Source organism: Rhodovulum sp. ES.010, from assembly GCF_900142935.1.
Taxonomy (GTDB): domain Bacteria; phylum Pseudomonadota; class Alphaproteobacteria; order Rhodobacterales; family Rhodobacteraceae; genus Rhodovulum.
In genome coordinates this window covers 1,896,530-1,919,052 of the sequence record NZ_FSRS01000001.1, presented here as the reverse complement: position 1 = coordinate 1,919,052, position 22,523 = coordinate 1,896,530, and the positions used below count along the sequence as shown (strand labels likewise).

The window sequence follows — 22,523 nt, the reverse complement described above, 5'->3', positions numbered from 1 at the left end:
TCGGCTGCCCAAGTAAACGTCAGACAAGTCCCTGGAGCCCCGCCCTGGAAATCCTCCGCACGCCATTGCCCCCCGGCCTGCACTTCGTCGCGACGCCCATCGGGGCGGCGAGGGACATCACCCTGCGCGCGCTGGATATTCTCGCCTCCGCCGACGTGATTGCTGCCGAGGACACGCGCACCGCGCGCCACCTGATGCAAATCCATGGAATCGGGCTCGGCGACCGGCCGCTTGTCGCCTATCACGACCACAGCGGCCCGGGGGTGCGCAGCCGCCTGATAACCCTGGCCGAAGAAGGGAAATCGGTCGCCTTGGTCAGCGAAGCCGGCACGCCGATGGTGGCCGATCCGGGCTTTCCGCTGGCGCGCGAGGCGATCGCGGCGGGCGTGCCGGTGCATGCCGCGCCGGGCCCGTCCGCGATGCTGGCGGCGCTGACCGTGGCGGGCCTGCCAAGCGACCGGGTGCTGTTCGCGGGGTTCCCGCCTCCGCAGGCCGCGGCGCGCAAGGCGATGCTCGCGGGCCTGTCCGGCTTGCAGGCGACGCTGGTGTTCTACGAGTCGCCCCGCCGGGTGGGGCGGTTCCTTGCCGAACTGGCCGAGGCGTTCGGCGCGGAGCGGCCGGCGGCAGTCTGTCGCGAACTGACCAAGCGGTTTGAGGAGGTGTCCAGAGGCGCGTTGGGCGAGCTGGCCGAAGGGTTTGGCGGCCGCGAGGTCAAGGGCGAGATCGTGGTTCTCGTCGGGCGCGGTGCGCGCGCGGCGGCGGGGGCGGACGAGATGGAAGAGGCGCTCCGCGCGGCGCTGTCGCGCGCGTCGGTCAAGGACGCGGTCGCCGAGGTGTCGGCCGCGCTGGGCCTGCCGCGCCGCCAGGTCTACCAGGCCGCGCTGAAACTGGAGGCGGAATGAGCGGCTCCGTCTCCTATCACGCCGGTCAGGCGGCCGAGGACAGCGTCGCGCGGCGCTATGAACGCCGGGGTCTTGCCGTCGTCGCCCGGCGCTGGCGCGGGCGGGGCGGCGAGATCGACCTGATCCTCAGGGATGGCGACGCGGTCGTTTTCGTCGAGGTCAAGAAAAGCCGCAGCTTCGACGCCGCCGCCGCGCATGTCTCGCCCCGCCAGATCGAACGCATCATGACCGCGGCGCAGGAGTTCCTCGACGGCGAACCGCGCGGTCAGCTGACCGAGATTCGCTTCGACGTGGCCCTGGTCAATGGCACCGGCGAGGTGCGCGTGATCGAAAACGCCTTCGCGGTCTGAGCGGCGTTGCATTGCCCCCCGCGCTCGGCCATGTAGGGCGCGAAGAGGGGAGCCTGACCATGACGCTCAAGGTCGCCATCCAGATGGACCCGATCGGGGCCATCGACATCGAGGCCGACACCACGTTCCGCATCGCCGAAGAGGCACAGGCGCGCGGCCACAGCCTGTTCTACTACACCCCCGACCGGCTCTACTGGGATGACGGACGCGTGATTGCGCGCGGCTGGCCGCTGGAGCTGCGCCGGGTGGAGGGCGACCATTACACGCTCGGCGAGGAGATCGCGGTCGATCTGGGCGACTACGACGTGGTGTGGCTGCGCCAGGACCCGCCCTTCGACATGGGCTATATCACCACCACCCACCTGCTTGAATTGCTGAGGCCCGAAACGCTGGTGGTGAACGACCCGTTCTGGGTGCGGAACTTCCCCGAGAAACTCCTGGTGCTGAAGTTCCCCGACCTGATCCCGCCCACGATCATCGCGCGCGACTTGGCCACGCTGCGCGCCTTCAAGGAAAGGCATGGCGATATCATCCTGAAACCGCTTTACGGCAATGGGGGCGCGGGGGTGTTCCGGCTGGGGCATTCCGACCGCAATCTCGCCTCGCTGCACGAGCTGTTCCTCGGGATCAGCCGCGAGCCGCTGATCGCGCAGAAGTTCCTGCCCGCGGTCGAGAAGGGCGACAAGCGCGTGATCCTTGTCGACGGCGAGGCGGTGGGCGCGATCAACCGGGTGCCCGCCGAGGGGGAGACCCGGTCGAACATGCATGTCGGCGGCCGCGCCGAGCGCGCGGCGCTGTCCGCTCGCGATCTGGAGATCTGCCGCGCCATCGGCTCGACCCTGCGGGACCATGGCCAGGTCTTCGTGGGTATCGACGTGATCGGCGACTGGCTGACCGAGATCAACGTGACCTCGCCCACCGGCCTGCAGGAACTCGAACGCTTCGACGAACGGAACTGGGCCGTGCGCATCTGGCAGGCGGTCGAGGAGAAGCGCGGCTGAACGGCGCTTCGCGCGCCGGATGCCTCAGGTGTCGCCGACCGAGAGGCGGAAGCTGACCGCCTCGGCGACATGGGCGCGGCCGACCGTTTCGGCCCCGTCGAGATCGGCGATGGTGCGGGCGACGCGCAGGATCCGATGATAGCCCCGCGCCGAAAGGCCGAACCGTTCGGCCACCGTGGCCAGCAGCGTCCGGCCCTCGGTCTCCGGCGTGGCCACCTCTTCCAGCAGCGCACCTTCGGCTTCCGCGTTCACCCGCACGCTTTCACGGCCGGAAAACCGCGCGGTCTGGCGGGCACGGGCGGCCGCGACGCGATCGGCGACGGTGGCCGAGGGGTCGCCCGACGCCGGCAGGTCGAGATCGGCATAGGCAACTGGCGGCACCTCGACGCGCAGGTCGAACCGGTCCATCAGCGGCCCCGAGATGCGGCCGAGATAGTCCTCGCCGCATTGGGGCACGCGGGCGCAGGCGCGTGCGGGATCGGCCAGGTAGCCGCATTTGCACGGGTTCGCGGCGGCGACCAGCAGGAACCGGCAGGGGTAGCGCATATGCGCGTTGGCCCGCGCCACCACCACCTCGCCGGTTTCGATGGGCTGGCGGAGCGTCTCCAGCACGGCGCGGGGAAACTCCGGGAACTCGTCCATGAACAGCACGCCATTATGGGCGAGGCTGATCTCGCCCGGTTTGGCGCCGCGCCCGCCACCCACGATGGCGGCCATCGAGGCTGTGTGGTGCGGCTCGCGGAACGGGCGCAGCCGTGAAATGCCGCCCTCGTCCAGCAGCCCCGCGAGCGAATGGATCATCGAGGTTTCCAGTGCCTCGGTGGGGGCGAGCGGTGGCAGGATGCCCGGCATGCGTGCGGCCAGCATTGACTTGCCCGAGCCCGGCGCGCCCACCATCAGCATGTGATGGCGCCCGGCGGCCGCGATTTCCAGCGCCCGCTTGGCCCGTTCCTGCCCCTTCACGTCCGAGAGATCGCGAAACGCGGCCCCGTGCGTCACCTCGCCGGGTTCGGCCGGAGCGAGCGGGGCCTGGCCCGTGAAGTGGCGCACCACCGATGTAAGGTCTGGGGCGGCAAGCACCTGCGTCCCGCCGACCCAGGCCGCCTCGGCGCCGCAGGCACGGGGGCATAGCAGCGCGCGGTCGGCCTCCGCCGCGGCCATGGCGGCGGGCAGCGCGCCAACGACGGGAACCAGCCGGCCGTCGAGCGACAATTCGCCCAGGGCCACCGTGCCCTCGGCGGCGTCGCGCGGGATGACGTCGAGCGCGGCCAGAAGCGCCACGGCGATGGGCAGGTCGAAATGCGAGCCCTCCTTGGGCACGTCGGCGGGCGAGAGGTTCACCGTGATCCGGCGCGAGGGCAGCGCCACCCCCATCGCGACGAGCGCGGCGCGCAGCCGGTCGCGCGCCTCGCTGACCGCCTTGTCGGGGAGCCCGACGATGGAAAAGGCGGGTAACCCGGCCGAGACCGAGCATTGCACCTCGACAAGCCTCGCCTCCACCCCTTCGAAGGCCACGGTATAGGCCCGCGCGACCATGGTTTTCTCCCTCGCTCCGGAATGGTTAACCGCTACGCCGGCTTGGTTAGCGAATGGTAAAGATCGCGGCGTCGCACCGGGTTTCCGCGTCCCATGGCGGTTTTGCCGCGGCGAAGCAGGGCCAAAGCCAAGCAGCGCATGAACGAGCGCAACGGCGCGTCGCCCCGCAGCGTTTTCATAATGACGGCGAATTTCTGCGCGTTCTTGCACAGAACCCGTGCGCGGCGTTTGGCGCGTTGATGGCTCAAAAAGTGATCCGGGCGACACGATGAGCCGTATCGTCCGCACAACAAGGGAACCGGAAAACCGATTTGCCTAGACCCGGGAGGTGGCATGGCTCTTGATCGACATGACCCCAACACGCTGTCGCGGCAGGCCATGAAGGCCGAACTGCTCGACGCGGAAACGGAACTTCAACTGGCCTATGCCTGGCGGGACGAGCGGGACGAAGCCGCGCTGCACCGCCTGATCACCGCTTACATGCGTCTCGCGATCTCCATGGCGGCCAAATTCAAGCGTTACGGCGCGCCGATGAACGATCTCATCCAGGAGGCATCGCTCGGCCTGATGAAGGCTGCGGACAAGTTCGACCCCGACCGGGGCGTGCGGTTCTCGACCTACGCGGTGTGGTGGATCAAGGCGTCGATCCAGGACTACGTGATGCGCAACTGGTCCATGGTGCGCACCGGCTCCACCTCCTCGCAGAAATCGCTGTTCTTCAACATGCGCCGCGTGCAGGCCCGGCTGGAGCGCGAGGCCTCGGCCCGCGGCGAAATGCTCGACCGGCACCAGCTGCGCCAGATGATCGCGACCGAGGTGGGCGTGCCGCTGGCAGATGTCGAGATGATGGAAGGGCGCCTGTCGGGGTCCGATTTCTCGCTCAATGCCACCCAGTCGACCGACGAGGAAGGGCGCGAATGGATCGAGACGATCGAGGACGAGTCGGTTCAGGCGGCGGACCTCGTCGAGGATGGGCGCGACCGGGCGCAATTGCGTGGGTGGCTGGCGACCGCGCTGTCCGAACTCAACCACCGTGAGCGGTTCATCGTTCAGGAGCGCAAGCTGCGCGACGAGCCGCGGACGCTGGAAAGCCTTGGCAACGAGTTGGGCCTGTCGAAAGAGCGGGTTCGCCAACTCGAGGCCGCCGCGTTCGGAAAGATGCGCAAGAGCCTTGAAACCCAATCTCCCGAGGTGCATCACTTCCTCGCGTGAGACATCCGTTCTGCCTTGCGGCGTCGGCCGCCCTGACATTCGTGACCGCCGCCGGGGCCGAAGACATCGACCCGGCGGCATTAGAGCGTTTGCCGGAGGTGGATGTGGTGATCCTGGGCGAGATGCACGACAATCCCCATCACCACGAAAACCAGGCGAAAGCGGTGGCGGCGCTTGTCCCCGCGGCGCTCGTTTTCGAGATGCTGACGGCAGAACAGGCCGCGCGCGTCACCCCGGAGAATCGCGCTGATGCCGAGGCGCTGGGCGCGGCGCTCCAGTGGGAGAATTCGGGCTGGCCCGATTTCGCAATGTACCATCCGATCTTCGCTGCCGCGCCCGAGGCGCGCGTCTATGGTGCGGCTCTGCCCCGGGACGAAGTGCGGCGCGCCGTGAGCGAGGGCGCGGCCGCCGTCTTCGGCGGCGAGGCCAGCGACTACGGGATCGACGTCGCGCTGTCTTCCGACGAGCAGGCCACCCGCGAGGTGGGGCAGATGGAGGCGCATTGCAACGCGATGCCGGCCGAGATGATGGGCGGCATGGTCGAGGCGCAGCGGCTGCGCGACGCGGCGCTGGCCCGTGCGGCCCGGCAGGCGCTGGCGGACAGCGGCGGCCCGGTCGTGGTGATCACCGGCAACGGACATGCACGAACCGATTGGGGAATGCCGCGCCCGTTGTCCCGCGTGGCGCCAGAGGCCGAGGTGTTGTCGGTCGGGCAGTTCGAGGCCGCGCCCGAGGGCACGCCGCCCTACGACCTTTGGGTCGTGACCGACCCGGCCGAGCGGCCCGATCCGTGCGCGGCTTTCCGCGCCGAGTGAGCTTGTCTCGCCCCGACACGCGGCCTAGACAGTCCGAAGGCGCTTAACCGAAGGTGGCCCCATGCTGTCCGGCAAACGCATTCTCCTGATCGTGGCGGGCGGCATCGCCGCCTACAAGACGCTCGACCTGATCCGGAGGCTGCGCGAGCGCGGCGCGGCCGTGATCCCGGTGGTGACCCGCGCGGCGGAGCAGTTCGTCACGCCCCTGTCGCTGTCGGCACTGGCGGGCGAAAAGGTGTATCGCGACCTCTTCGACCTCACCGACGAGGCCGAGATGGGCCATATCCAGCTGTCGCGCGCGGCCGATCTGGTGGTGGTGGCCCCCGCGACCGCGGACCTCATGGCGAAGATGGCCGGGGGGCATGCCGACGACCTCGCGTCGACACTGCTGCTCGCGACGGACACGCCCGTGCTCGTCGCACCCGCGATGAACGTGCGTATGTGGCAGCACCCGGCGACGCGGCGGAATGCCGAGGCGCTGCGGAGCGACGGGGTGCGCTTCGTCGGGCCGAACGACGGTGACATGGCGTGCGGGGAATACGGGCCGGGGCGGATGACCGAGGTGCCCGAGATCGTGGCCGCCATCGAGGCCGCCCTGGCGGGCGGGCCGCTGCGGGGCAAGCGCATCGTCGTGACCTCGGGACCGACGCATGAGCCCATCGACCCGGTCCGCTATATCGCCAACCGCTCCTCCGGTGCGCAGGGCGCGGCGGTGGCGCGTGCGCTTGCCGGGCTGGGGGCCGGGGTGGTCTTCGTGAGCGGCCCCGCGGCCGTGCCGCCGCCGGCCGGAACCGAGGTGGTGCGGGTCGAGACCGCGCGGCAGATGCTGGAGGCGGTGGAAGCCGCGCTGCCGGCCGATGCGGCGGTTTTCGCTGCGGCGGTGGCCGACTGGCGGGTGGCGAACGCCGCCGGCCAGAAGATGAAGAAGGACGGCGCGGGCGCTGCGCCTGCGCTGGAATTCGCCGAGAACCCGGACATCCTAGCCACGGTCGCCGGACTGGCCGAAGGCCGGCCGCGGCTGGTTGTCGGCTTTGCCGCCGAGACCGAAGAGATCGAGGCTAACGCCCGCGCCAAGCGCGAGCGCAAGGGCTGCGACTGGATCGTGGCGAACGACGTGTCGGAAGCGACGGGTATCATGGGCGGCGCCGAGAACGAGGTGATGCTGATCTCCGCGGAGGGCGCCGAGACCTGGCCGCGGCTCTCGAAGGACGAGGTCGCCCGGCGCCTGGCCCAGCGGATCGCCGAGGCGCTGGCATGAGGCCGACGCTCAGGATTGTCTGGGAGCACTGGGCCGACCGGTCGCTGCCGCTGCCGTCTTACGAGACCGCGGGCGCGGCGGGTGCGGATATCCGCGCGAACCTTGCGCCCGCGCTGCGCGCGGGCGGCGTCACGCTCGCGCCCCTGGAGCGCCGGATCGTGCCCACCGGGTTTCGCGTGGCGATCCCGCCCGGGTTCGAGGTGCAGGTTCGGCCTCGGTCGGGCCTCGCGCTCAAACACGGGATCACGTTGCCGAACACGCCCGGCACCATCGACAGCGATTATCGCGGGCCGCTCGGCGTGTTGCTCGTCAACCTCGGGGAGGCGCCCTATACCCTCCACCATGGCGACCGGATCGCACAGATGATCGTGGCCCCCGTGGTGCAGGCCGAGTTCGCGGTGGTGGACGCGCTCGACGCGACCGCGCGCGGCGAAGGCGGCTTCGGCTCGACGGGACGGGGCTGATGGTCCTGGTCGTCGGACTCGCCCTGTTCCTATGGGGGATCGGGGCGCTGATCGGGGTCTCCCTCCGCACGCGCTGGGCGATGATCGGGGCGCTGTATCTTGGAATCCTCGCGCTTCAGGTCCTCATGCCCGAGGGCCACGCCCTGAAGCGCGCGATCGGCGGCACACCCGAAGGCTGGTTCGCCCTTGGCCTTCTGGTGGCGATCGTCCTGGCCTACCGGGCGGGGCTCGGCGCGCTGCGGCGCCGGGCGCGGCGGCCGACCGAGGCGCCGGCCGCGCCGGGCCGGTTCCGCCCGGCCGAACTCGACCGCTATGCCCGCCATATCGTGTTGCGCGAGATCGGCGGGCCGGGTCAGAAGCGGCTGAAGGCGGCGAAGGTGCTGGTGGTCGGGGCAGGCGGGCTCGGCTCTCCGGCGCTGCTCTATCTCGGGGCGGCGGGTATCGGCACGCTGGGGGTGATCGACGATGACGTGGTCTCGACCTCGAACCTCCAGCGCCAGGTGATTCATACCGACGCGCGCACCGGTCTGCCCAAGGTGTTCTCGGCCAAGGAGGCGCTGGCGTCCCAGAACCCGGATGTCGACTTCAGGCCCTACAACCGGCGGCTTGACGAAGAGACCGCGCGGGCGCTGTTCGCAGAGTACGACCTGGTGCTCGACGGGTCAGACAATTTCGAGACGCGTGCGCTTGTGAACCGGGTTGCGGCGGAACTGGGCACACCGCTGATCGCGGCGGCGATCAGCCAGTGGGAGGGGCAATTCAGCGTATATGACCCGGCGCGAGGCACGCCCTGCTATGCCTGCGTTTTCCCGCAGGCGCCCGCGCCCGGCCTCGCGCCGTCCTGTGCCGAGGCGGGTGTGGTCGGGCCGCTTCCGGGCGTTATGGGGGCGTTGATGGCTGTCGAGGCGATCAAGCTGATCACGGATGCGGGCGAGGGGTTGCGCGGCCGGATGCTGATCTACGATGCGCTCCATGCCGAGACCCGCACGATTGCGCTGAGGCGGCGCGCGGACTGCCCCGTCTGCGGTGCGCGGCGGGGGTCCGCCTGACGGCGGACGCCTCCGGCGGGGATATTTTCCGCCAGAAGAAGGCTCAGGCGTCTGCGCGCACCGGGTCGAAATGGATGATCACGTCGGCGCCGGGAAACTCGGCGAGGATCGCGTGTTTCAGGGCGGCGCCGATCTCGTGCGCGGCGTCGAGGCTTTGGGTCCCGTCGAGTTCGATGTGAAGATTCACGAAAAGGCGTGTGCCGGCGCGCCGGGTCTTGAGATCGTGGAAGCCGTGGATGCCATGCTGCGCGTGGGCGAGTTCCTCGATCCGGGCGATCACATAGGGGGCGGCGGCGCGGTCCATCAGCGCGTCCCAGGCTGCGCGCCCGATGCCGAGCGCGCCGACCGCCAGCATCCCCGCCGTGGCAAGCGCGATTACCGCGTCGAGGCGCGCGAGGCCGAACTGCGCCGAGGCCCAGAGCGCGACAATCGCGCCGATATTGGGCACGAGGTCGCCGAGATAGTGCAGCGAATCCGCCCGGACGACCCGGTTGCCGGTGCGTGCCGCGACCCGGCGCTGCCAGAGCACGAGGGCGAGCGTGATGACGATGGAGCCTGTCATCGCGACGATTCCGCGGGTTTCGGCAGCAAGCGGAGGGGGCGTGTCGGCGATGAGCCGCGCGACCGCGGCCGAGGCGATCACTCCGGCGGCGCTCAGGATAAACACGGCCTGGCCGAGCCCGGCAAGGTCCTCGGCCGAGCTGTGACCGAAGGCATGGTCCTCGTCGGGCGGGCGGGCCGCGTAGAGGATCGCCGCCAACGCGCCCGCCGACATCATCAGGTCGAGCGCGCTATCCGCCAGCGAGGCCGCGACCGACAGCGCCTGGGTTTCGCCCAGCGCCCAGAGCTTCAACGCCACCAGCACGAGCGCGGTGGCGACCGAGGCGATCCCGGCGGACAGGTTCAGGCGGGCGGCGTGGGGCATCGATGAGCGGTGCGCGCGGGTTCCGCGCACTGGTTAGCAGCCCGTCTGCCGTGACGGCAAGGTCACTCGCGGATTTCGTCCGGTTCCACGCCCCAAAGCGCCGATTTCGGCACCCAGCCCGAGCGGCCCGCCGCCGTGATGCGACACCAGTCGGGCTGGCACTCGCCGAGCCGCGCGATGACGCCGAGTTCCGCGCGCGCACGCACCGGCGCGTCGGGGCGCGGCAGGCGCAGAAGCGGTGTCATGTCGTCCTCGACGATCACGGTGCGTACGCCCGAAAGCAGCGAGTAGTGCATCCAGCCGCCCGCCCCGTCGCGATCCTGCACGCGGCGCCAGTGGCCGAACTCGGCGGTGACCTGCAAGGGCACGCCCCGGCGCTTGTAGACCCAGTCGATCCGGTGGCTCAGGCTGGGGCCCCGGCGCACGTTGCCCTCTGACGCCTTGAGCGACACGTAGCGGGGCAGCGGCAGGTTGGTGACCGGGCCGCGCTCCGCCGCACCGCTCGGCGCGGGGAGGATCGCGATACAAAGAAAAAGGAGCAATACCGCCCGAACGGCTTGCCCGGCTTTCCGCTGCACCATTGCTGTCCTGCTCATTCGCGTTGGGTCCCGGGGTCTTGTGCCGCGCCCCGATCTCGGACAGTTTGCCACTCACGGTTCGGGTTGGAAAGCACGAGGAGGCCACGGGATGCCCGCTCAACGCCTGAGTGTTGTCGTGACGCGACGCCTGCCCGAGCCGGTCGAGACCCGGATGAAGGAACTCTTCGACGTCGATCTGAATGCCAGCGACGAGAAGATGGGCCGCGATGCGCTGGTCGACGCGATGCGCCGCGCCGACGTTCTGGTGCCCTGCGTGACCGACCAGATCGACCAATCGATGCTGGCCGGCGCCGGCGACCGGTTGAAGCTGATTGCGAATTACGGGGCCGGGATCGATCATATCGATGTGCAGACCGCGCGGCAGCGGGGCATCCTGGTCGCGAACACCCCCGGCGTGGTGACCGAGGACACCGCAGACATGACGATCGCGCTGATGCTGGCGGTCACGCGGCGCATTCCCGAGGGGCTCGCGACAATGCAATCGGGCGAGTGGCGGGGATGGTCGCCCACGGCCTTCATGGGGGGGCGGATCGGCGGTCGGCGCCTCGGCATCCTGGGGATGGGGCGGATCGGGCAGGCGGTCGCGCGGCGCGCCCGCGTCTTCGGCGTGCAGATCCACTATCACAACCGACGCCGCCTGCGAGCCGAGATCGAGGAGGAGCTGGAGGCGACCTACTGGGACAGTCTCGACCAGATGGTCAGCCGGATGGACGTCCTCTCGATCAACTGCCCGCACACGCCCTCCACCTTTCACCTGATGAACGCGCGGCGCCTGAGGCTGATGAAGCCCGACGCGGTGATCGTTAACACTTCGCGCGGCGAGGTGATCGACGAGAACGCGCTGACCCGGATGCTCAGGGCGGGCGAACTGGGCGGCGCCGGGCTCGACGTGTTCGAGCATGGCCATGAAATCAACCCGCGGCTGCGCGAGTTGCGCAATGTGGTGCTCTTGCCGCATATGGGGTCGGCCACCGTGGAGGGCCGGGTCGAGATGGGCGAAAAGGTCATCATCAATATCAAGACCTTCGCCGACGGCCATCGCCCGCCGGACCTCGTCCTGCCCAGCATGATCTGAACGGCGCCGCCATGACCGAAATCTCCGACCGGATCGAGGCGCAACAGACGCGTGCGGCGCTGTGGCTGAGTCTGGCCCTTGCCGCCTATTTCGCAGGTCAGGTCGGGCTGCGGCTCGCGCTGGGTGGCGCGCTCGAGACCGACGAGGCCGAGATGATGGTCATGACGCCCGGCCTCAGGCTCGGCTACGGGCCGCAGTTGCCGCTCTACAACTGGTTGCAAATCGGACTCTTCGAACTTTTCGGCCGGTCGTTGCTGGCGCTGGCCCTGTTGAAGAACGGTCTGCTTTTCCTGAGCTACCTTCTTGTCTTCCTGGGGCTTCGTTTCTGGGTCGCGGCCCCGGGTGCGGCCTTCGCGGCGCTGTCGCTCTTTCTGCTTCCCGACATCGCCTGGGAAGCGCAGCGCGCCACGACCCATTCCAACATCCTCCTGGTGACCTCGGCGGCCACGCTAGCCGCCTTTCTCTGGACGATGCGCAGCGGAAGCTGGGCCGCGTGGGGCGTGCTCGGCGTTGCGATCGGGCTCGGCGGGCTTGCGAAATACAATTTCTGGCTGGTGCCGCTGGGGCTTTTCGCCGCCGGGCTGACCCTTGGGCCGATGCGCACGCGGCTGCTGACGGCACGGGGGCTGGTCGCGCCCGCCATCGCCGCCGCCATCGTCGCCGGCCCCTATGCCTGGATGCTGCAGAACCCGGCGCTCGCCTTCTCGTCGATGCGCAAACTGCAGCTGGACGAACCGCCGCCGGCCGCCTCCGGCCTGCCCGAGGGGGTGCCGCTTCTGGCGGAGTCGATGGCGACGGTGCTGGCGGTGCCCCTGCTCGCGGCGGCTCTGCTTCTGGTGTTCGGCCGCCTGCCGCGTGTGATGCGGACACCCGCGCCAGTCGTGTCCGCGCTGCTCCTGCGGGCGGCGCTGGTGGTCGCGCTCGTGATGCTGGCGGGCGTGTGGGCGTCGGGCATGGGCCATGTCACTGGGCGCTGGTTGCTGCCGATGGCCTTCCTGGCCGTGCCGGGACTGTTCGCCTGGCTGCACGGAGGGCTGGCGCCGCGGGCGGTTTCGCGCTTCTATATCGCGCTGGCGCTGCTGGCGGCTTTGATGTTCGCCGGTCTCACCTTTGACCGGTTCAAGCCGGGCGCTCGGCGGGATGTCGATTTCGGCCCGCTACCCGAGCTGATTTCCGGCGTCGCGCCCATGCCCGAGACGCCGGTCGTGGCCGAGTTCTACACCGCGGGCAATCTCGCGCGGGCACGCCCCGATTGGCGGATCGCGCCCTACCTGGGCCATGCCGCGGCGGCATTCGAGGGCGAGACTGTCCTGTTCCTGCTGCGCGAGGATGTGCCCTCCAGCCTTGAGGCGGGCATGCGGCTGGCGGGCTGGCCGGCGGATGCGGCGCCCCGCGTGCGGGCCGAGGGGCTTTTCGAGTTGCCCTATCGCCACTCCGACGAACCTCTGCCGATCCGCTACGTGCTGGCCGAGACTCCACGGGTCGAAGGCGCGCCATGACAGCGCGCTTTCAGACCGACGAGGCCGGCGAAGCGCGCGTCACGGCTCTGTTTCTGGCGGCGCTGGCGGCCTATTTCGCGGCCCAGGCCGCGCTCCGGGTCGCGCTCGGGGGCAGCTTCGAAGGCGACGAGGCCGAGATGGTGGTGCTCGCCCGTGACTGGCACCTCGCCATCGGCTCGCAGCCGCCGCTCTATAATTGGTACCAGACGCTCATGTTCGACGTTTTCGGCGTCGGCACCCTTGGGCTGATGGTGGCCAAGAATCTCGCCCTATTCACGACCTACGCGCTGATGCTCGCGGCGCTGAGGCCGCAGGCGGGCGCGCGCTTGGCGATGGCGGGCACGCTCGCGCTTGCGCTGATCCCCAATCTTGCGTGGTGGGCGCAGCGCACCGGCTCGCACACGGAGGCGCTTGCGGTGATGACGGCCGCGACGCTGGCCGCCTTCCTGCACCTGATGCGGCGGCCCGGCGTGGAGGCTTTCCTGCTTTTCGGGCTGGCGGTCGGGCTTGGCGGGCTGGCCAAACCCAATTACTGGCTCGTGCCCCCCGCCCTGATGCTGGCGGCCCTCACGATGCCGAGTTACCGCGCGGTGTTGGTCGACCGGCGGTTGGGGCTGTCGCTGCTCGCGGTAGTGGCGGTCATCGCCGTGCCCTATGGCGCGATGCTCACCCGTCCGCAGGCGACGTTCTCTGACCTGTGGGAGTTTCGCAAGGGCGCGGCCGAGCTTGCCGGGCCGCTCTGGCCGCAGGGCTTGGGCGAGATGGCGAGCGGCGGTCTGGTGGAACTGGTGCCGCTGTTGATCCTTTTCGTGCTGATGCGGGGGTTGGCCCTGCGCCGCCTGCCGACCCCGCGCCCCTATGAGACGCTGATGCTGCGCGCGGCGCTGATCGGCGCCGGGCTGGTGGCGGTCGGGGTGGTGCTGGCGGATGTGACGCTGGTCCGCGCGCGTTGGCTCCTGCCGCTCTTCATGTTGGCCGCGCCGCCGGTCGCGACGCTGCTGTTCCGCGAGGCATCCGCCCGCGCCCTGCGAATCTATCTGGGCGCGGTGGCCGGGCTGGCCGTCCTCTTGCTGGGGGCGATCGCCGATACGCGGCTGCGCGGGGCGGGCAGCGATTCCCTGCGCGTCGAACTCCTGGCCGAGGCGATCGAACGCGAGTTGGGCGAGGTGCCCGCGCTCCTCGGAGACCATTACTACACCGGCAACCTGCTCTTGCACCGTCCCGATTGGGAGGTTCTGCCACCCTTTCCCACCCGGTTGCTCGCCGAGCCCTCGGGGCGGCTTGTGGTGATCGGCGGAGGCGAGGGGCGGACGCTGCCCTGGCTGCGCGAACATGGCTATCCGGGCACCGAGGCGCCCGCGCCGGTCCTGCGCTTCACCGCCGTTCTTCCCTATCGCTTCACCCAGGATGAGACGCGCAGCGTCGCGGTCGAACTTCTGGAGTTCGACGCCACGCCGCGCTGAGGGGATCGCATTACGCGCCGAAACCGCTGCCGGGCGTCTCGTAGGCCTTTCGCGGCGGCGCGAAGACGTCCATCACCACAAGTCCCTCGTCGCCCGCTTCCATCGTGTGGCGCACGCCGCCCGGCGTGCGCCAGAAATCCCCCGGCGAGACGGGCACCGCGTCGTCACCCTGGAAGCGGGTGCCGCCGCCCGCGACGCAAGAGCCCCATTGTTCCTCCGGGTGGTCATGCATCACGCCGCGCGTATTCGGCGCAAAGCGGACGATCGAGACCATCGCCCGTTCGCCCGTGAAAATCGGCGCGCTGATGCCGGGGGCAAGCTCGCGTACGCGTCCGCCCTCGGCATTGTCGAGGTTGAAGAAGTTGTCCGGTCGCATGCGCCCCCCCTGACCGTGCAGCCGTTTTTCCGGACCGGCGCGGGTGGTGTCCAGAGGGGCGACACGTGCGTGCCGAGGTCGCTTTCGCGCCACGCCAAGTCGGATGAACCTCTCACGGCAGGGCGGATTCTGCGTAACTAGCCGGAAAACGCATGCAGGAACCGGAGTCGCGGCCCATGAAGACCCATGTCAAAGCCCTCGTCGTCGGCGGCGGTGCCGTCGGCACCTCGATCGTTTATCACCTGGCCCGCGCCGGCTGGGACACGATGCTGCTAGAGCGCGACGAGTTGACGAGCGGGTCGACGTGGCACGCGGCGGGGCTCTTGCCGTATTTCAACATGTCCTATGCCACGACCCATATCCACGACTACTCGATCAAGTTCTACAAGGGGCTCGAGGAAGAGACCGGCCTCAACCCCGGCTTCTACGTGGTGGGCAACCTGCGGATGGCGCAGACGCAGGCGCGCATGGACGAATACATGCTCTATGCCACCACCGCCGAGACGGTGGGCGTGCCCTACGAGTGGCTGAGCCCCGACGAGATCAAGGCACGCTGGCCTCTGGTCCGTACCGACGACCTGAAAGGCGCAATCTACCATCCGACCGACGGCTACATCAATCCGGCGGACGTGACGCAGGCCATGGCCAAGGGCGCGCGCCAGTTCGGAGCCACGATCGAGCGGAAATGGCAGGTCGACGGCTACGAATGGACCGGGTCCGAGTGGAAGGTGACGGTCACGAAAATGGCCGAGAAGGGCGGTAACCTCGTGCCAACCGAGGAACAGACCATAATCACCGCCGAGCACGTGGTGACTGCCACCGGGAACCACGCCCAGCGCACCGCGCGCCTTCTGGGGATCAAGATCCCGGCGATCCCGGTCGAGCACCAGTATATCGTGACCGAGCCCGACCCGGCCCTGGTCGCCTGGCGGAAAGAGGGCAACGCGGAACACCCCGTGCTGCGCGACGCCGATGCCAAATGGTACGTGCGCGAGGAACGCGGCGGCTGGATCCTCGGACCCTATGAACGCAATGCGCCCGCGCGCTTCGAATATGGCTGTCCCGACAGCTTCCGCGCCGACCTCTTCCCGCTCGACCTGGAACGGATCGAGGAGGAATACATGTCCATGATCCACCGGCTTCCGTCCTCGGAGGAGGTGGGGCTCAAGGACGACTACAACGGACCGATCTGCTATACGCCCGACGGAAACCCGCTCTTGGGCCCGGCGCCCGGCCTGCGCAACATCTGGCTGGCCGAAGGCTTCAGCTTCGGCATCACCGCGGCCGGCGGTGCGGGCAAGTACCTCGCCGACCTGATGGTCGAGGGTGAGGCCGAGATCGACATGGGCTCGCTCGACCCCCGGCGCTACGGTCCCTGGATGACCACCGAATACGCCGCCCGCAAGAACGAGGAGGCGTATGAGCATGTCTACATCCTGCATCATCCCGACGAGGAACGCCCCGCCTGCCGGCCGCTGCGCACCGCGCCCTGCTATGACCGGATGAAGGCGCTGGGCGCGCAGTTCGGGCAGGTCAACGGCTGGGAACGGCCGAACTACTTCGCGCCCCATGATGTGGCGCCCGATTTCGACCACGACGCGCGCAGCTTCCGCCGCGGCGGCTGGTGGCAATACGCCGTGGACGAGGCGAACGCGATCCGCGGGGCCGCCGGCGTGATCGACGCCACCGCCTTTGCCAAGCATATCGTGAAGGGACCCGGCGCGACCGCCTTCCTCGACTGGTTCACCTGCAACAGGCTGCCGAAGGTCGGCCGGGTCAACCTGACCTACGCGCTGACGACGGTCGGCACGGTACGCACCGAATACACCATCGTGCGGCTGGCCGAAAACGTCTATTATCTGGTTTCGGCGGGTGCTTGGCATGCCTATGACGAGGATTTCCTGATCAAGGCGGCCGAGGACAAGACCGCCGAGTTCGGCCCCGTGATCGTTGAGGACGTGACCACCAAGTTCGGTGTCTTCGCGCTGGCCGGGCCGAACTCGCGCGACATCCTGAACGCGATGATCCGCGACCCCGAGCCCGCGACGGCGCTGTCGAACAAGCGTTTCCCCTGGCTCTCGGCGCGCCAGATCGAGCTTGGCATGGTGCCGGTCACGGCGCTCCGCGTGGCCTATACCGGCGAGCTCGGATGGGAGCTGCATCACCCGATGGAGATGCAGAACCACCTGTTCGACCGCCTGATGGCGGCGGGGGAGGCGCACGGGCTGAAACCCGTCGGTGCGCGGGCACAGAACTGGCTGCGGCAGGAGAAGAGTTACCGCGCCTTCGGCACCGAGCTTGGCCGCGACGCGACGCCGCTGGAGGCGGGGCTCGACCGTTTCGTGGACCTGTCCAAGGCTTTCCATGGCAAGGCTGCGATGGACGCGACGGGTATCCGCTTCAAATGCGCGACCTTCTTGATCGACGGGCCCACGGATGCCGACCCCTGGGGCCGCGAGGCGCTGTACGCCGGCGAGCCCCCCGTCGGGCGGCTGACCTCGGGCGGCTACTCGGTGGCCTTCGGAAAGTCGATCGGTATGGGCTACGTGATGCCGGACATGGCCGTGCCGGGCACCCGGCTGGAGGTCAAGTTGTTCGACCAGCGCTGGCCGGCCGAAGTCGTCGAGGATAGCCCCCACGACCCGACCAATGCGCGCATTCGCGTAGACGTTTAGGGGTCAGCGCGCGGCGAAATCGCGGGCGGTGACCACGCCATTGCCGTCGCGGTCGAGCATGGCCAGCCAGTCGGCGCCGCCCAAGCGGAACTCGGCCCGGCTGATGCGGCCATTGCCGTCGATGTCGTTGCGCCCGAGCTTGACGCCGCCGGCCTGTCGCGCCACCTCGGCGCCGTAACGCCCACCGACGGCGCGTATATCGGCTTGGCGCGCAGCGTCGAATCGTGCCGTCTCGCGCGGATCGAGCAGCCCGTCGCCGTCGCGGTCGAAGCGGCCGAAGACGTGCCCCGGCAGCGCGGTGATCTCGTCCAGGGTCACGACGCCGTTGCCGTTGCGGTCCCATTCCGCGACGAAGCGGGTCTCGAAAGCGCCGGGTGTTGGGGTGTAACTGCCGGCGCTGGCGCTGCCGCCCATAACGGCCAAGGCAAGGACGGCCGGGATCGGGCGAGGCATGCTGTAGCTCCTTTCACGCCAAGACACCCTTAACGATAGCGCGCCGCGCGCTGCAGGCAACCGTGGCCGGGCTGCGTGGCCCCGTTTTGACCTCCACGGCGGTGGAGACGATTTGTTAACCCTTGATTCGGAAAATGGAGTAGCTCGGGAAACCGGGCGCGGAGGGAGGCCCGATGACGCATCCCGGCTCGCGCATCTGTGGTGCGGCAGGCCAGGCGGTGTCCAGCGGCTCTCCTTCGCCGCGGGAACGACGGGTCCCCGGTGCGCACGTGGAGACGGAAACGCGACGATGAGCTTTTTCGAGCAGATCGACCCGGTGGTGGGCAGTGCCGACGCCTTCCCCGGCGGGCTGGGGGCGGGCGCCAACCTGCGCACGCCCTGCGGGCCGCGCCGGGTCGAGAACGTGCGCCCAGGCGACATGATCGTGACCCGCGGCAACGGGCTGCAGCCGGTCCGGCTCGTCTGGCGCCGCACGCTCACTCCCGAGGCGGTGCGCGCGACGCCCGCGCTCGCGCCCGTGCGGCTCACGCCGCGGGCCCTCGGCCCGATGATGCCGCAGCATCCGCTCCTGCTGGCGCCCGACCACCGTATGCTGATCCCCGGCTGGCGCCTCGCGGACTGGCCCGAGGACATGCCAGCGCTGGTCGCGGCAGCCGAGTTCGCCGGTGTCTCGGACGCGGCCTATATCGACCGCGCCGGCGACGGAATGACCTTCTATCAGTTCGTCTTCGACTTCCCGCAGGTCCTCACGGTGAACGGGTTGCCGGTCGAAAGCCTGGTCCCCGATCAGCAGGTGATCGCCACGCTTGGGCTGGCCGAGCGGGAATCGCTCTGGCAACGGTTCCCGCAACTCAAACGCGACCCGTCCGCCTATCCGCCGGTCGAGTATCGCGCCGCGGCCGAGGTCGAGTTCCGGCCGATCCAGCCCTGAGGCCGATCTACTCGGCGGCCTGGGCCTTTTCCTCGATGAGCTGGTCGTAGCATTCCATCGCCGCGGCGGCGTACATCATCGCCGGTCCGCCGCCCATCTGGATTGCCATGGACAGCACGTCGCCCACTTCCTCGCGCGTCGCGCCGACGCGCACCAGCGCCTCCATGTGCAACACGATGCAGGCCTCGCAGCGCAGCGTGATCGCCATGCCCATCGCGATCATTTCCTTGGTCTTGAAGTCGAGCTCGCCGCCCTCCTTCACCGCCTTGCCGAGCCCGCTGAACGCGCGGGTCGCGTCGGGGATCGACTTGTTGAGCCGGCGCAACTGGTCCTTGGTGGCGTCGCGTTTGCTGGTCCAGTCCATGCTTGTCTCCGTCGGTTTTTAAATTCGAGTCCGAAACATCAGTTTCGGGGTGCCCTTACCTTGACTCCGGTCAAGGTGCGAGCGGCTTTTTCGCGATCTGCGTCAGGTTGTTGGCCGGCATCTCCACCGGTGCCTCGGGCAGCAGACCCGCCGCGCGCATCCAGGTGGCCACGTCCCGGTTCGACTTGTAACCGATGGACGGGTCCTGCGCGACGAGGCCCGCGTGAAACGCGGCGTCGCCGTCGCTGGCGAAGCCGTGCGCGCGTGAGAAGGGGCCATAGATCATCAGCACGCCTCCGGCGGCCAGGGCCCGCGCCGCCCCGGTTATCAACGTTTCGGCCTCCGCGCGGCCGATCAGGTGCAGGATGTTGCTGGCGAAGACGAGATCGTAGCCCGCATGGGCCGCCCCCCAGCCCGGCCGGCAAGCGTCCAGCGCGATGGCCGGGCGGATATTGTGTTGCTTCGCATGGGCAGCCCAGGCGTCGATGCTGGCCCGCCGCGCCGGGTCGATTTCCGAGGGCTGCCAGTCGAGATCCGGCCTGCAGGCGGCGATCCGCACGGCATGCTCTCCCGTGCCACTGGCGATTTCCAGCGCGCGGCCGGTCGCCGGGCCGTGCTCGGCGATGACCGCGCAGATCGCGTCGGCGTTGCGCGCGGCCGAGGGCGCGTGCATCCGCCCGTCCTCCCCAGGGGAGGCCACCGACGCGCTGTCGGGCAGGTTCAGACGGCGGGACATGACGCGAACCTCTGGGGCGAAAAGGCGGCGGCGATATCGGCCCCGATCTCGGGTGCGCGGCCGGCCACGAGATCGGCGGCCATCTGGCTCGCCGCCGGGGCGGTCTGGAACCCCACGCCGCCTTGGCCCGCATGCCAGAAGAAGGCGGGGTCGGCCGGGTCGAAGCCCACGACCAGCAGCCGGTCGGGCGCGAAGGTCCGCAGCCCGGCCCAGTTCGTTTCGACCCGTGTCACCGGCTCGATCACCATCTCCTCGTAGCGGGCGAGCCCTTCGGCCAAGACCATGTCGTCGGCGAAGGCGTCGTGGGGCTCCGCCGCGTGTTCCTCGGCGGGGGAGACCAGGAGCTTGCCCGCGTCTGGCTTGCAGTACCAACGCTCGCCCGCGCCGAGCGTCATCGGCCAGGCGCGCGTGTCATGCCCGCCGGGGGCGGGCAGCCGCGCCATCGACCGGCGCATCGGCGTGAAGCCCAGCGGCGCGACGCCGGCCATCTGCGCAATCTCGTCCACCCAGGCGCCCGCGGCGTTGACCAGCAGCCGCGTCTCGACGATCTCGCCGCCGGCCTCGATGCGCCACCCCGACGCCGTGCGCGCAATGTCGGTGACGCGCGCGCCCGTCCGCACCGCGCCGCCATTGGCCCGGATCTCGCGGGCGAAGTTCTGGATCAGCCGGTCGGTGTCCACGTCCCAGGCATCGGCATGCCAGCCCGCGAAGGCGACGCGATCGGGGTTCAGGATCGGCAGATACGCGCGCGCCTCGTCGAGTGTCAGGCGCTCCAGCCGCATATGGGTGCGGTCGGTCTCGAACATTGCCGCGTCCTCGGCCCGGCCCACGATCATCAGGCCGCGATCCGACAGAACCCCGCCATGCGCGGTCGCGTGATACGCGTGGCTCGCCCGGTTCAACGCAACGATGGGCGCCGCGCCGAGGCACATGTCGAACAGCGCCGCCGACCGGCCGGAGGCGTGGTAGCCCAGGCCCGTCTCGGCCTCTAGCAGCGCCACCCGCCCCAGATGCGACAGACGGGCACCGACCGACACCCCGGCGATCCCGCCGCCGATCACAAGAAAATCCGTCTCCATGGGGCGAGCTAACCACAAGGGGGCAGTCAAGGGAATGGCTTCCGGGCGACACCTGCGCCCGGGTCGGGCATTCCCGTCTATGCAGAACGCCCCGACATGTTACCCTGCAAGAGGGGGAGTATTGGTTGGGAGGATTTTCTCCATGGGTTTCAAATTGATTCGCAGTGTCATTGAAGGACGCAAACTGTGCCACGCGGCGCCGGAGGCGAGCCTGCGCGAGGCGTGCCGGCGGCTCGAAACATGCGACGAAGGCGCGCTGGCCGTCATCGAGAAGGGGGGGCTTGTCGGTATCCTGACCGAGCGGGACGTGATCCGGCGCGCCGTGTGCCGCGGGCTTGCGATGGATGGAACGTCCGTCGGCCGGGTGATGACACCCGATCCCGCGACGGCCGATATCGACGAGAGCCTGAGCGATGCGCAGACCATCATGATGGCGGGCAGGTTCCGCCACCTGCCGGTGCTTGACGCCGGCCGTCCGGTGGGCATGCTGTCGTTCCGCGACGTTCCGGCCGAGTATCGCGTGATGGTCGAACGCTACGGGCTCTACCGCGACGGCGCTGCGCTCTAGCCGGGGCGCGCACGCCGGACACGGTCGGGGCCCGCGCGGCGCGGGCCCCCATGGATGGCCGTGGCGGCCTTACTGCGGGATTTCGCCCGTCAGGCCCTCGACGTAGAAGTTCATGCCGAGCAACGTGCCGTCGTCGGACGTCTCGCCCTCGGCGAGCCACGCCGATCCGTCCTGCTTGGTCAGCGGGCCGGTGAAGGGGTGATAATCGCCGCTCGCGATCTCCTCCATCAGTGCCTCGGCCTCGGCCTTCACGTCGGCGGGCACGGCGTCGGTGATCTCGCCGATCTTGACCATGCCCTCGTCGATCCCGTGCCAGGTGTCGTCGCTTTCCCAGGTGCCGTCGATCACCGCCTGCACGCGGTCGATGTAGTAGGGCGCCCAGTTGTCGATGATCGAGGAAATCCGCGGCGTGGGCGCGTATTCCGCCATGTCGGAGGCCTGCCCGAATGTGTAGACGTTGCCCGCCTTCTCGGCCGCGGCCTGGGGTGCGGTGGAGTCGGTGTGCTGAAGGATCACGTCTGCCCCTTGTTCGATCAGGGCTTGTGCGGCGTCCGCCTCCTTGGCCGGGTCGAACCAGGTATAGGCCCAGACGATCTTGAACTGGATGTCCGGATTCACCTTCTTTGCATGGATATAGGCTGCGTTGATGCCGCGGATCACCTCGGGGATCGGGAAGGACGCGATATACCCGATGATGTTCGATTCCGTCATGTGCCCGGCGATCAGCCCCTGCACCGCGCGCCCTTCGTAGAAGCGGGCGGAATAGGTGCCGACGTTGTCGGCGCGCTTGTAGCCGGTGGCGTGCTCGAACTTCACGTCGGGGAATTTCTGCGCCACGTTCAGCGTGGGGTCCATGAAGCCGAAGGAGGTCGTGAAGATCAGGTCGGCGCCGCTAAGCGCCATCTGGGTGAGCACGCGTTCGGCATCGGCGCCCTCGGGCACGCTTTCCTGGTAGACGGTTTCGACCGCATCGCCGAAATGCTCCTCGACGGCAAGGCGGCCCTCGTTGTGTTCGTAGGTCCAGCCGCCGTCGCCGATCGGGCCGACATAGACGAAGCCGACCTTGACCGGCTCGTCCTGGGCGATCGCGGTGCCGGCGAGGCCCAGCGCGAGGGCAGCGGAGGCAAGGAGTGTTCTGCGGTTCATCGAGTGTTTTCCCCTCAAGTTGACGGGCGGCCCCAAGGCCCCCCTGT

Annotated in this window: 24 protein-coding genes; 15 read left to right on the top strand and 9 right to left on the bottom strand. The window is 69.1% G+C overall.

The window, feature by feature from the left end:
- Positions 1 to 65 precede the first annotated feature (65 nt).
- The 3 genes from rsmI to gshB are packed head-to-tail and all read left to right on the top strand — an operon-like array spanning position 66 to position 2,253.
- Positions 66 to 902 (top strand): 16S rRNA (cytidine(1402)-2'-O)-methyltransferase, encoded by an 837-nt coding sequence (gene rsmI / locus BUR28_RS09365; RefSeq protein WP_371441588.1) that lies wholly within the window; start codon positions 66 to 68, stop codon positions 900 to 902.
- The gene (locus BUR28_RS09360) at positions 899 to 1,252 is read left to right on the top strand and encodes a YraN family protein (RefSeq protein WP_074219872.1); all 354 of its coding nucleotides are present in this window, start codon (positions 899 to 901) and stop codon (positions 1,250 to 1,252) included. Before rsmI ends, BUR28_RS09360 begins: the two co-directional genes overlap by 4 nt.
- A 59-nt stretch (positions 1,253 to 1,311) precedes the next feature.
- Entirely contained in the window at positions 1,312 to 2,253 is a 942-nt protein-coding gene (gene gshB, locus BUR28_RS09355) for a glutathione synthase (protein ID WP_074219871.1), read from the top strand.
- Positions 2,254 to 2,277: 24 nt separating this feature from the next.
- Here the strand turns inward: gshB and BUR28_RS09350 are convergent, their stop codons facing one another.
- On the bottom strand, positions 2,278 to 3,789 hold the full coding sequence (locus BUR28_RS09350; protein WP_074219870.1) for a YifB family Mg chelatase-like AAA ATPase: 1,512 nt from the start codon (positions 3,787 to 3,789) through the stop codon (positions 2,278 to 2,280).
- A 53-nt stretch (positions 3,790 to 3,842) separates the two neighbouring features.
- Between BUR28_RS09350 and BUR28_RS19425 the strand changes: the two genes are divergently transcribed.
- From BUR28_RS19425 to BUR28_RS09320, 6 genes are all read left to right on the top strand, one after another.
- Positions 3,843 to 4,061: a hypothetical protein gene (locus BUR28_RS19425; protein ID WP_139307544.1), complete on the top strand. Its 219-nt coding sequence runs from the start codon at positions 3,843 to 3,845 to the stop codon at positions 4,059 to 4,061.
- Between the two features lie 61 nt (positions 4,062 to 4,122).
- A complete protein-coding gene (locus BUR28_RS09340; protein WP_074219868.1) occupies positions 4,123 to 5,001 on the top strand; it encodes an RNA polymerase factor sigma-32 in 879 nt (292 codons plus the stop codon).
- On the top strand, positions 4,998 to 5,816 hold the full coding sequence (locus BUR28_RS09335) for a ChaN family lipoprotein (RefSeq protein ID WP_074219867.1): 819 nt from the start codon (positions 4,998 to 5,000) through the stop codon (positions 5,814 to 5,816). The genes BUR28_RS09340 and BUR28_RS09335 overlap by 4 nt, the downstream gene beginning before the upstream one ends.
- A 61-nt stretch (positions 5,817 to 5,877) precedes the next feature.
- Positions 5,878 to 7,074 (top strand): bifunctional phosphopantothenoylcysteine decarboxylase/phosphopantothenate--cysteine ligase CoaBC, encoded by a 1,197-nt coding sequence (gene coaBC / locus BUR28_RS09330; RefSeq protein WP_074219866.1) that lies wholly within the window; start codon positions 5,878 to 5,880, stop codon positions 7,072 to 7,074.
- Positions 7,071 to 7,538: a dUTP diphosphatase gene (dut, locus tag BUR28_RS09325; protein ID WP_074219865.1), complete on the top strand. Its 468-nt coding sequence runs from the start codon at positions 7,071 to 7,073 to the stop codon at positions 7,536 to 7,538. Before coaBC ends, dut begins: the two co-directional genes overlap by 4 nt.
- Positions 7,538 to 8,587: a HesA/MoeB/ThiF family protein gene (locus BUR28_RS09320; RefSeq protein WP_074219864.1), complete on the top strand. Its 1,050-nt coding sequence runs from the start codon at positions 7,538 to 7,540 to the stop codon at positions 8,585 to 8,587. The genes dut and BUR28_RS09320 overlap by 1 nt, the downstream gene beginning before the upstream one ends.
- 43 nt (positions 8,588 to 8,630) lie before the next feature.
- On the opposite strand, the gene BUR28_RS09315 is transcribed toward BUR28_RS09320, so the two are convergent.
- Positions 8,631 to 9,512, bottom strand: coding sequence for a cation diffusion facilitator family transporter (locus BUR28_RS09315; RefSeq protein WP_074219863.1), 882 nt, complete (start codon positions 9,510 to 9,512; stop codon positions 8,631 to 8,633).
- 62 nt (positions 9,513 to 9,574) lie between these two features.
- Positions 9,575 to 10,093, bottom strand: a complete 519-nt coding sequence (locus tag BUR28_RS09310; protein ID WP_371441617.1) for an SH3 domain-containing protein — start codon at positions 10,091 to 10,093, stop codon at positions 9,575 to 9,577.
- 106 nt (positions 10,094 to 10,199) lie between these two features.
- Between BUR28_RS09310 and BUR28_RS09305 the strand changes: the two genes are divergently transcribed.
- The 3 genes from BUR28_RS09305 to BUR28_RS09295 are packed head-to-tail and all read left to right on the top strand — an operon-like array spanning position 10,200 to position 14,148.
- Positions 10,200 to 11,186 (top strand): 2-hydroxyacid dehydrogenase, encoded by a 987-nt coding sequence (locus BUR28_RS09305; protein ID WP_074219861.1) that lies wholly within the window; start codon positions 10,200 to 10,202, stop codon positions 11,184 to 11,186.
- An 11-nt stretch (positions 11,187 to 11,197) separates the two neighbouring features.
- Complete coding sequence (locus BUR28_RS09300; RefSeq protein ID WP_074219860.1) at positions 11,198 to 12,685, top strand: ArnT family glycosyltransferase; 1,488 nt, start codon at positions 11,198 to 11,200, stop codon at positions 12,683 to 12,685.
- On the top strand, positions 12,682 to 14,148 hold the full coding sequence (locus tag BUR28_RS09295; RefSeq protein ID WP_074219859.1) for an ArnT family glycosyltransferase: 1,467 nt from the start codon (positions 12,682 to 12,684) through the stop codon (positions 14,146 to 14,148). The genes BUR28_RS09300 and BUR28_RS09295 overlap by 4 nt, the downstream gene beginning before the upstream one ends.
- 10 nt (positions 14,149 to 14,158) lie before the next feature.
- Here BUR28_RS09295 and BUR28_RS09290 read toward each other — a convergent pair whose 3' ends face one another.
- Entirely contained in the window at positions 14,159 to 14,524 is a 366-nt protein-coding gene (locus BUR28_RS09290) for a cupin domain-containing protein (RefSeq protein ID WP_074219858.1), read from the bottom strand.
- Between the two features lie 176 nt (positions 14,525 to 14,700).
- Here BUR28_RS09290 and BUR28_RS09285 point away from each other — a divergent pair, with 176 nt between their 5' ends.
- Positions 14,701 to 17,199: a GcvT family protein gene (locus BUR28_RS09285; RefSeq protein WP_074221584.1), complete on the top strand. Its 2,499-nt coding sequence runs from the start codon at positions 14,701 to 14,703 to the stop codon at positions 17,197 to 17,199.
- Between the two features lie 3 nt (positions 17,200 to 17,202).
- Here the strand turns inward: BUR28_RS09285 and BUR28_RS20035 are convergent, their stop codons facing one another.
- Positions 17,203 to 17,652 carry an EF-hand domain-containing protein gene (locus BUR28_RS20035; RefSeq protein WP_083626568.1) on the bottom strand — a complete coding sequence of 150 codons (450 nt, stop codon included), beginning with the start codon at positions 17,650 to 17,652 and terminating at the stop codon, positions 17,203 to 17,205.
- Positions 17,653 to 17,941: 289 nt separating this feature from the next.
- Here BUR28_RS20035 and BUR28_RS09275 point away from each other — a divergent pair, with 289 nt between their 5' ends.
- Positions 17,942 to 18,583: a Hint domain-containing protein gene (locus tag BUR28_RS09275; RefSeq protein WP_074219857.1), complete on the top strand. Its 642-nt coding sequence runs from the start codon at positions 17,942 to 17,944 to the stop codon at positions 18,581 to 18,583.
- Positions 18,584 to 18,590: 7 nt separating this feature from the next.
- Here BUR28_RS09275 and BUR28_RS09270 read toward each other — a convergent pair whose 3' ends face one another.
- From BUR28_RS09270 to BUR28_RS09260, 3 genes are all read right to left on the bottom strand, one after another.
- On the bottom strand, positions 18,591 to 18,947 hold the full coding sequence (locus BUR28_RS09270; protein WP_074219856.1) for a carboxymuconolactone decarboxylase family protein: 357 nt from the start codon (positions 18,945 to 18,947) through the stop codon (positions 18,591 to 18,593).
- Between the two features lie 70 nt (positions 18,948 to 19,017).
- On the bottom strand, positions 19,018 to 19,683 hold the full coding sequence (locus BUR28_RS09265) for a DUF938 domain-containing protein (RefSeq protein WP_074219855.1): 666 nt from the start codon (positions 19,681 to 19,683) through the stop codon (positions 19,018 to 19,020).
- A complete protein-coding gene (locus tag BUR28_RS09260; RefSeq protein ID WP_074219854.1) occupies positions 19,668 to 20,762 on the bottom strand; it encodes an NAD(P)/FAD-dependent oxidoreductase in 1,095 nt (364 codons plus the stop codon). Before BUR28_RS09260 ends, BUR28_RS09265 begins: the two co-directional genes overlap by 16 nt.
- A gap of 142 nt (positions 20,763 to 20,904) precedes the next feature.
- Between BUR28_RS09260 and BUR28_RS09255 the strand changes: the two genes are divergently transcribed.
- The gene (locus BUR28_RS09255; RefSeq protein WP_074219853.1) at positions 20,905 to 21,330 is read left to right on the top strand and encodes a CBS domain-containing protein; all 426 of its coding nucleotides are present in this window, start codon (positions 20,905 to 20,907) and stop codon (positions 21,328 to 21,330) included.
- Positions 21,331 to 21,399: 69 nt separating this feature from the next.
- Here BUR28_RS09255 and BUR28_RS09250 read toward each other — a convergent pair whose 3' ends face one another.
- On the bottom strand, positions 21,400 to 22,476 hold the full coding sequence (locus BUR28_RS09250; RefSeq protein WP_074219852.1) for a BMP family ABC transporter substrate-binding protein: 1,077 nt from the start codon (positions 22,474 to 22,476) through the stop codon (positions 21,400 to 21,402).
- Positions 22,477 to 22,523 lie beyond the last annotated feature (47 nt).

Bases quoted from the DNA above. Each gene is read 5' to 3' on its own strand.
- BUR28_RS09290 (WP_074219858.1), bottom strand. From the start codon at position 14,524: ATGCGACCGGACAACTTCTTCAACCTCGACAATGCCGAGGGCGGACGC.
- BUR28_RS09300 (WP_074219860.1), top strand. From the start codon at position 11,198: ATGACCGAAATCTCCGACCGGATCGAGGCGCAACAGACGCGTGCGGCG.
- BUR28_RS09295 (WP_074219859.1), top strand. From the start codon at position 12,682: ATGACAGCGCGCTTTCAGACCGACGAGGCCGGCGAAGCGCGCGTCACG.
- BUR28_RS09270 (WP_074219856.1), bottom strand. From the start codon at position 18,947: ATGGACTGGACCAGCAAACGCGACGCCACCAAGGACCAGTTGCGCCGG.
- BUR28_RS19425 (WP_139307544.1), top strand. From the start codon at position 3,843: ATGGTAAAGATCGCGGCGTCGCACCGGGTTTCCGCGTCCCATGGCGGT.
- BUR28_RS09340 (WP_074219868.1), top strand. From the start codon at position 4,123: ATGGCTCTTGATCGACATGACCCCAACACGCTGTCGCGGCAGGCCATG.
- BUR28_RS09360 (WP_074219872.1), top strand. From the start codon at position 899: ATGAGCGGCTCCGTCTCCTATCACGCCGGTCAGGCGGCCGAGGACAGC.
- BUR28_RS09250 (WP_074219852.1), bottom strand. From the start codon at position 22,476: ATGAACCGCAGAACACTCCTTGCCTCCGCTGCCCTCGCGCTGGGCCTC.
- BUR28_RS09255 (WP_074219853.1), top strand. From the start codon at position 20,905: ATGGGTTTCAAATTGATTCGCAGTGTCATTGAAGGACGCAAACTGTGC.
- coaBC (WP_074219866.1), top strand. From the start codon at position 5,878: ATGCTGTCCGGCAAACGCATTCTCCTGATCGTGGCGGGCGGCATCGCC.
- BUR28_RS09315 (WP_074219863.1), bottom strand. From the start codon at position 9,512: ATGCCCCACGCCGCCCGCCTGAACCTGTCCGCCGGGATCGCCTCGGTC.
- BUR28_RS09285 (WP_074221584.1), top strand. From the start codon at position 14,701: ATGAAGACCCATGTCAAAGCCCTCGTCGTCGGCGGCGGTGCCGTCGGC.
- BUR28_RS09305 (WP_074219861.1), top strand. From the start codon at position 10,200: ATGCCCGCTCAACGCCTGAGTGTTGTCGTGACGCGACGCCTGCCCGAG.
- dut (WP_074219865.1), top strand. From the start codon at position 7,071: ATGAGGCCGACGCTCAGGATTGTCTGGGAGCACTGGGCCGACCGGTCG.
- gshB (WP_074219871.1), top strand. From the start codon at position 1,312: ATGACGCTCAAGGTCGCCATCCAGATGGACCCGATCGGGGCCATCGAC.
- BUR28_RS09260 (WP_074219854.1), bottom strand. From the start codon at position 20,762: ATGGAGACGGATTTTCTTGTGATCGGCGGCGGGATCGCCGGGGTGTCG.
- BUR28_RS20035 (WP_083626568.1), bottom strand. From the start codon at position 17,652: ATGCCTCGCCCGATCCCGGCCGTCCTTGCCTTGGCCGTTATGGGCGGC.
- BUR28_RS09265 (WP_074219855.1), bottom strand. From the start codon at position 19,683: ATGTCCCGCCGTCTGAACCTGCCCGACAGCGCGTCGGTGGCCTCCCCT.
- BUR28_RS09310 (WP_371441617.1), bottom strand. From the start codon at position 10,093: ATGGTGCAGCGGAAAGCCGGGCAAGCCGTTCGGGCGGTATTGCTCCTT.
- BUR28_RS09320 (WP_074219864.1), top strand. From the start codon at position 7,538: ATGGTCCTGGTCGTCGGACTCGCCCTGTTCCTATGGGGGATCGGGGCG.
- BUR28_RS09275 (WP_074219857.1), top strand. From the start codon at position 17,942: ATGAGCTTTTTCGAGCAGATCGACCCGGTGGTGGGCAGTGCCGACGCC.
- BUR28_RS09350 (WP_074219870.1), bottom strand. From the start codon at position 3,789: ATGGTCGCGCGGGCCTATACCGTGGCCTTCGAAGGGGTGGAGGCGAGG.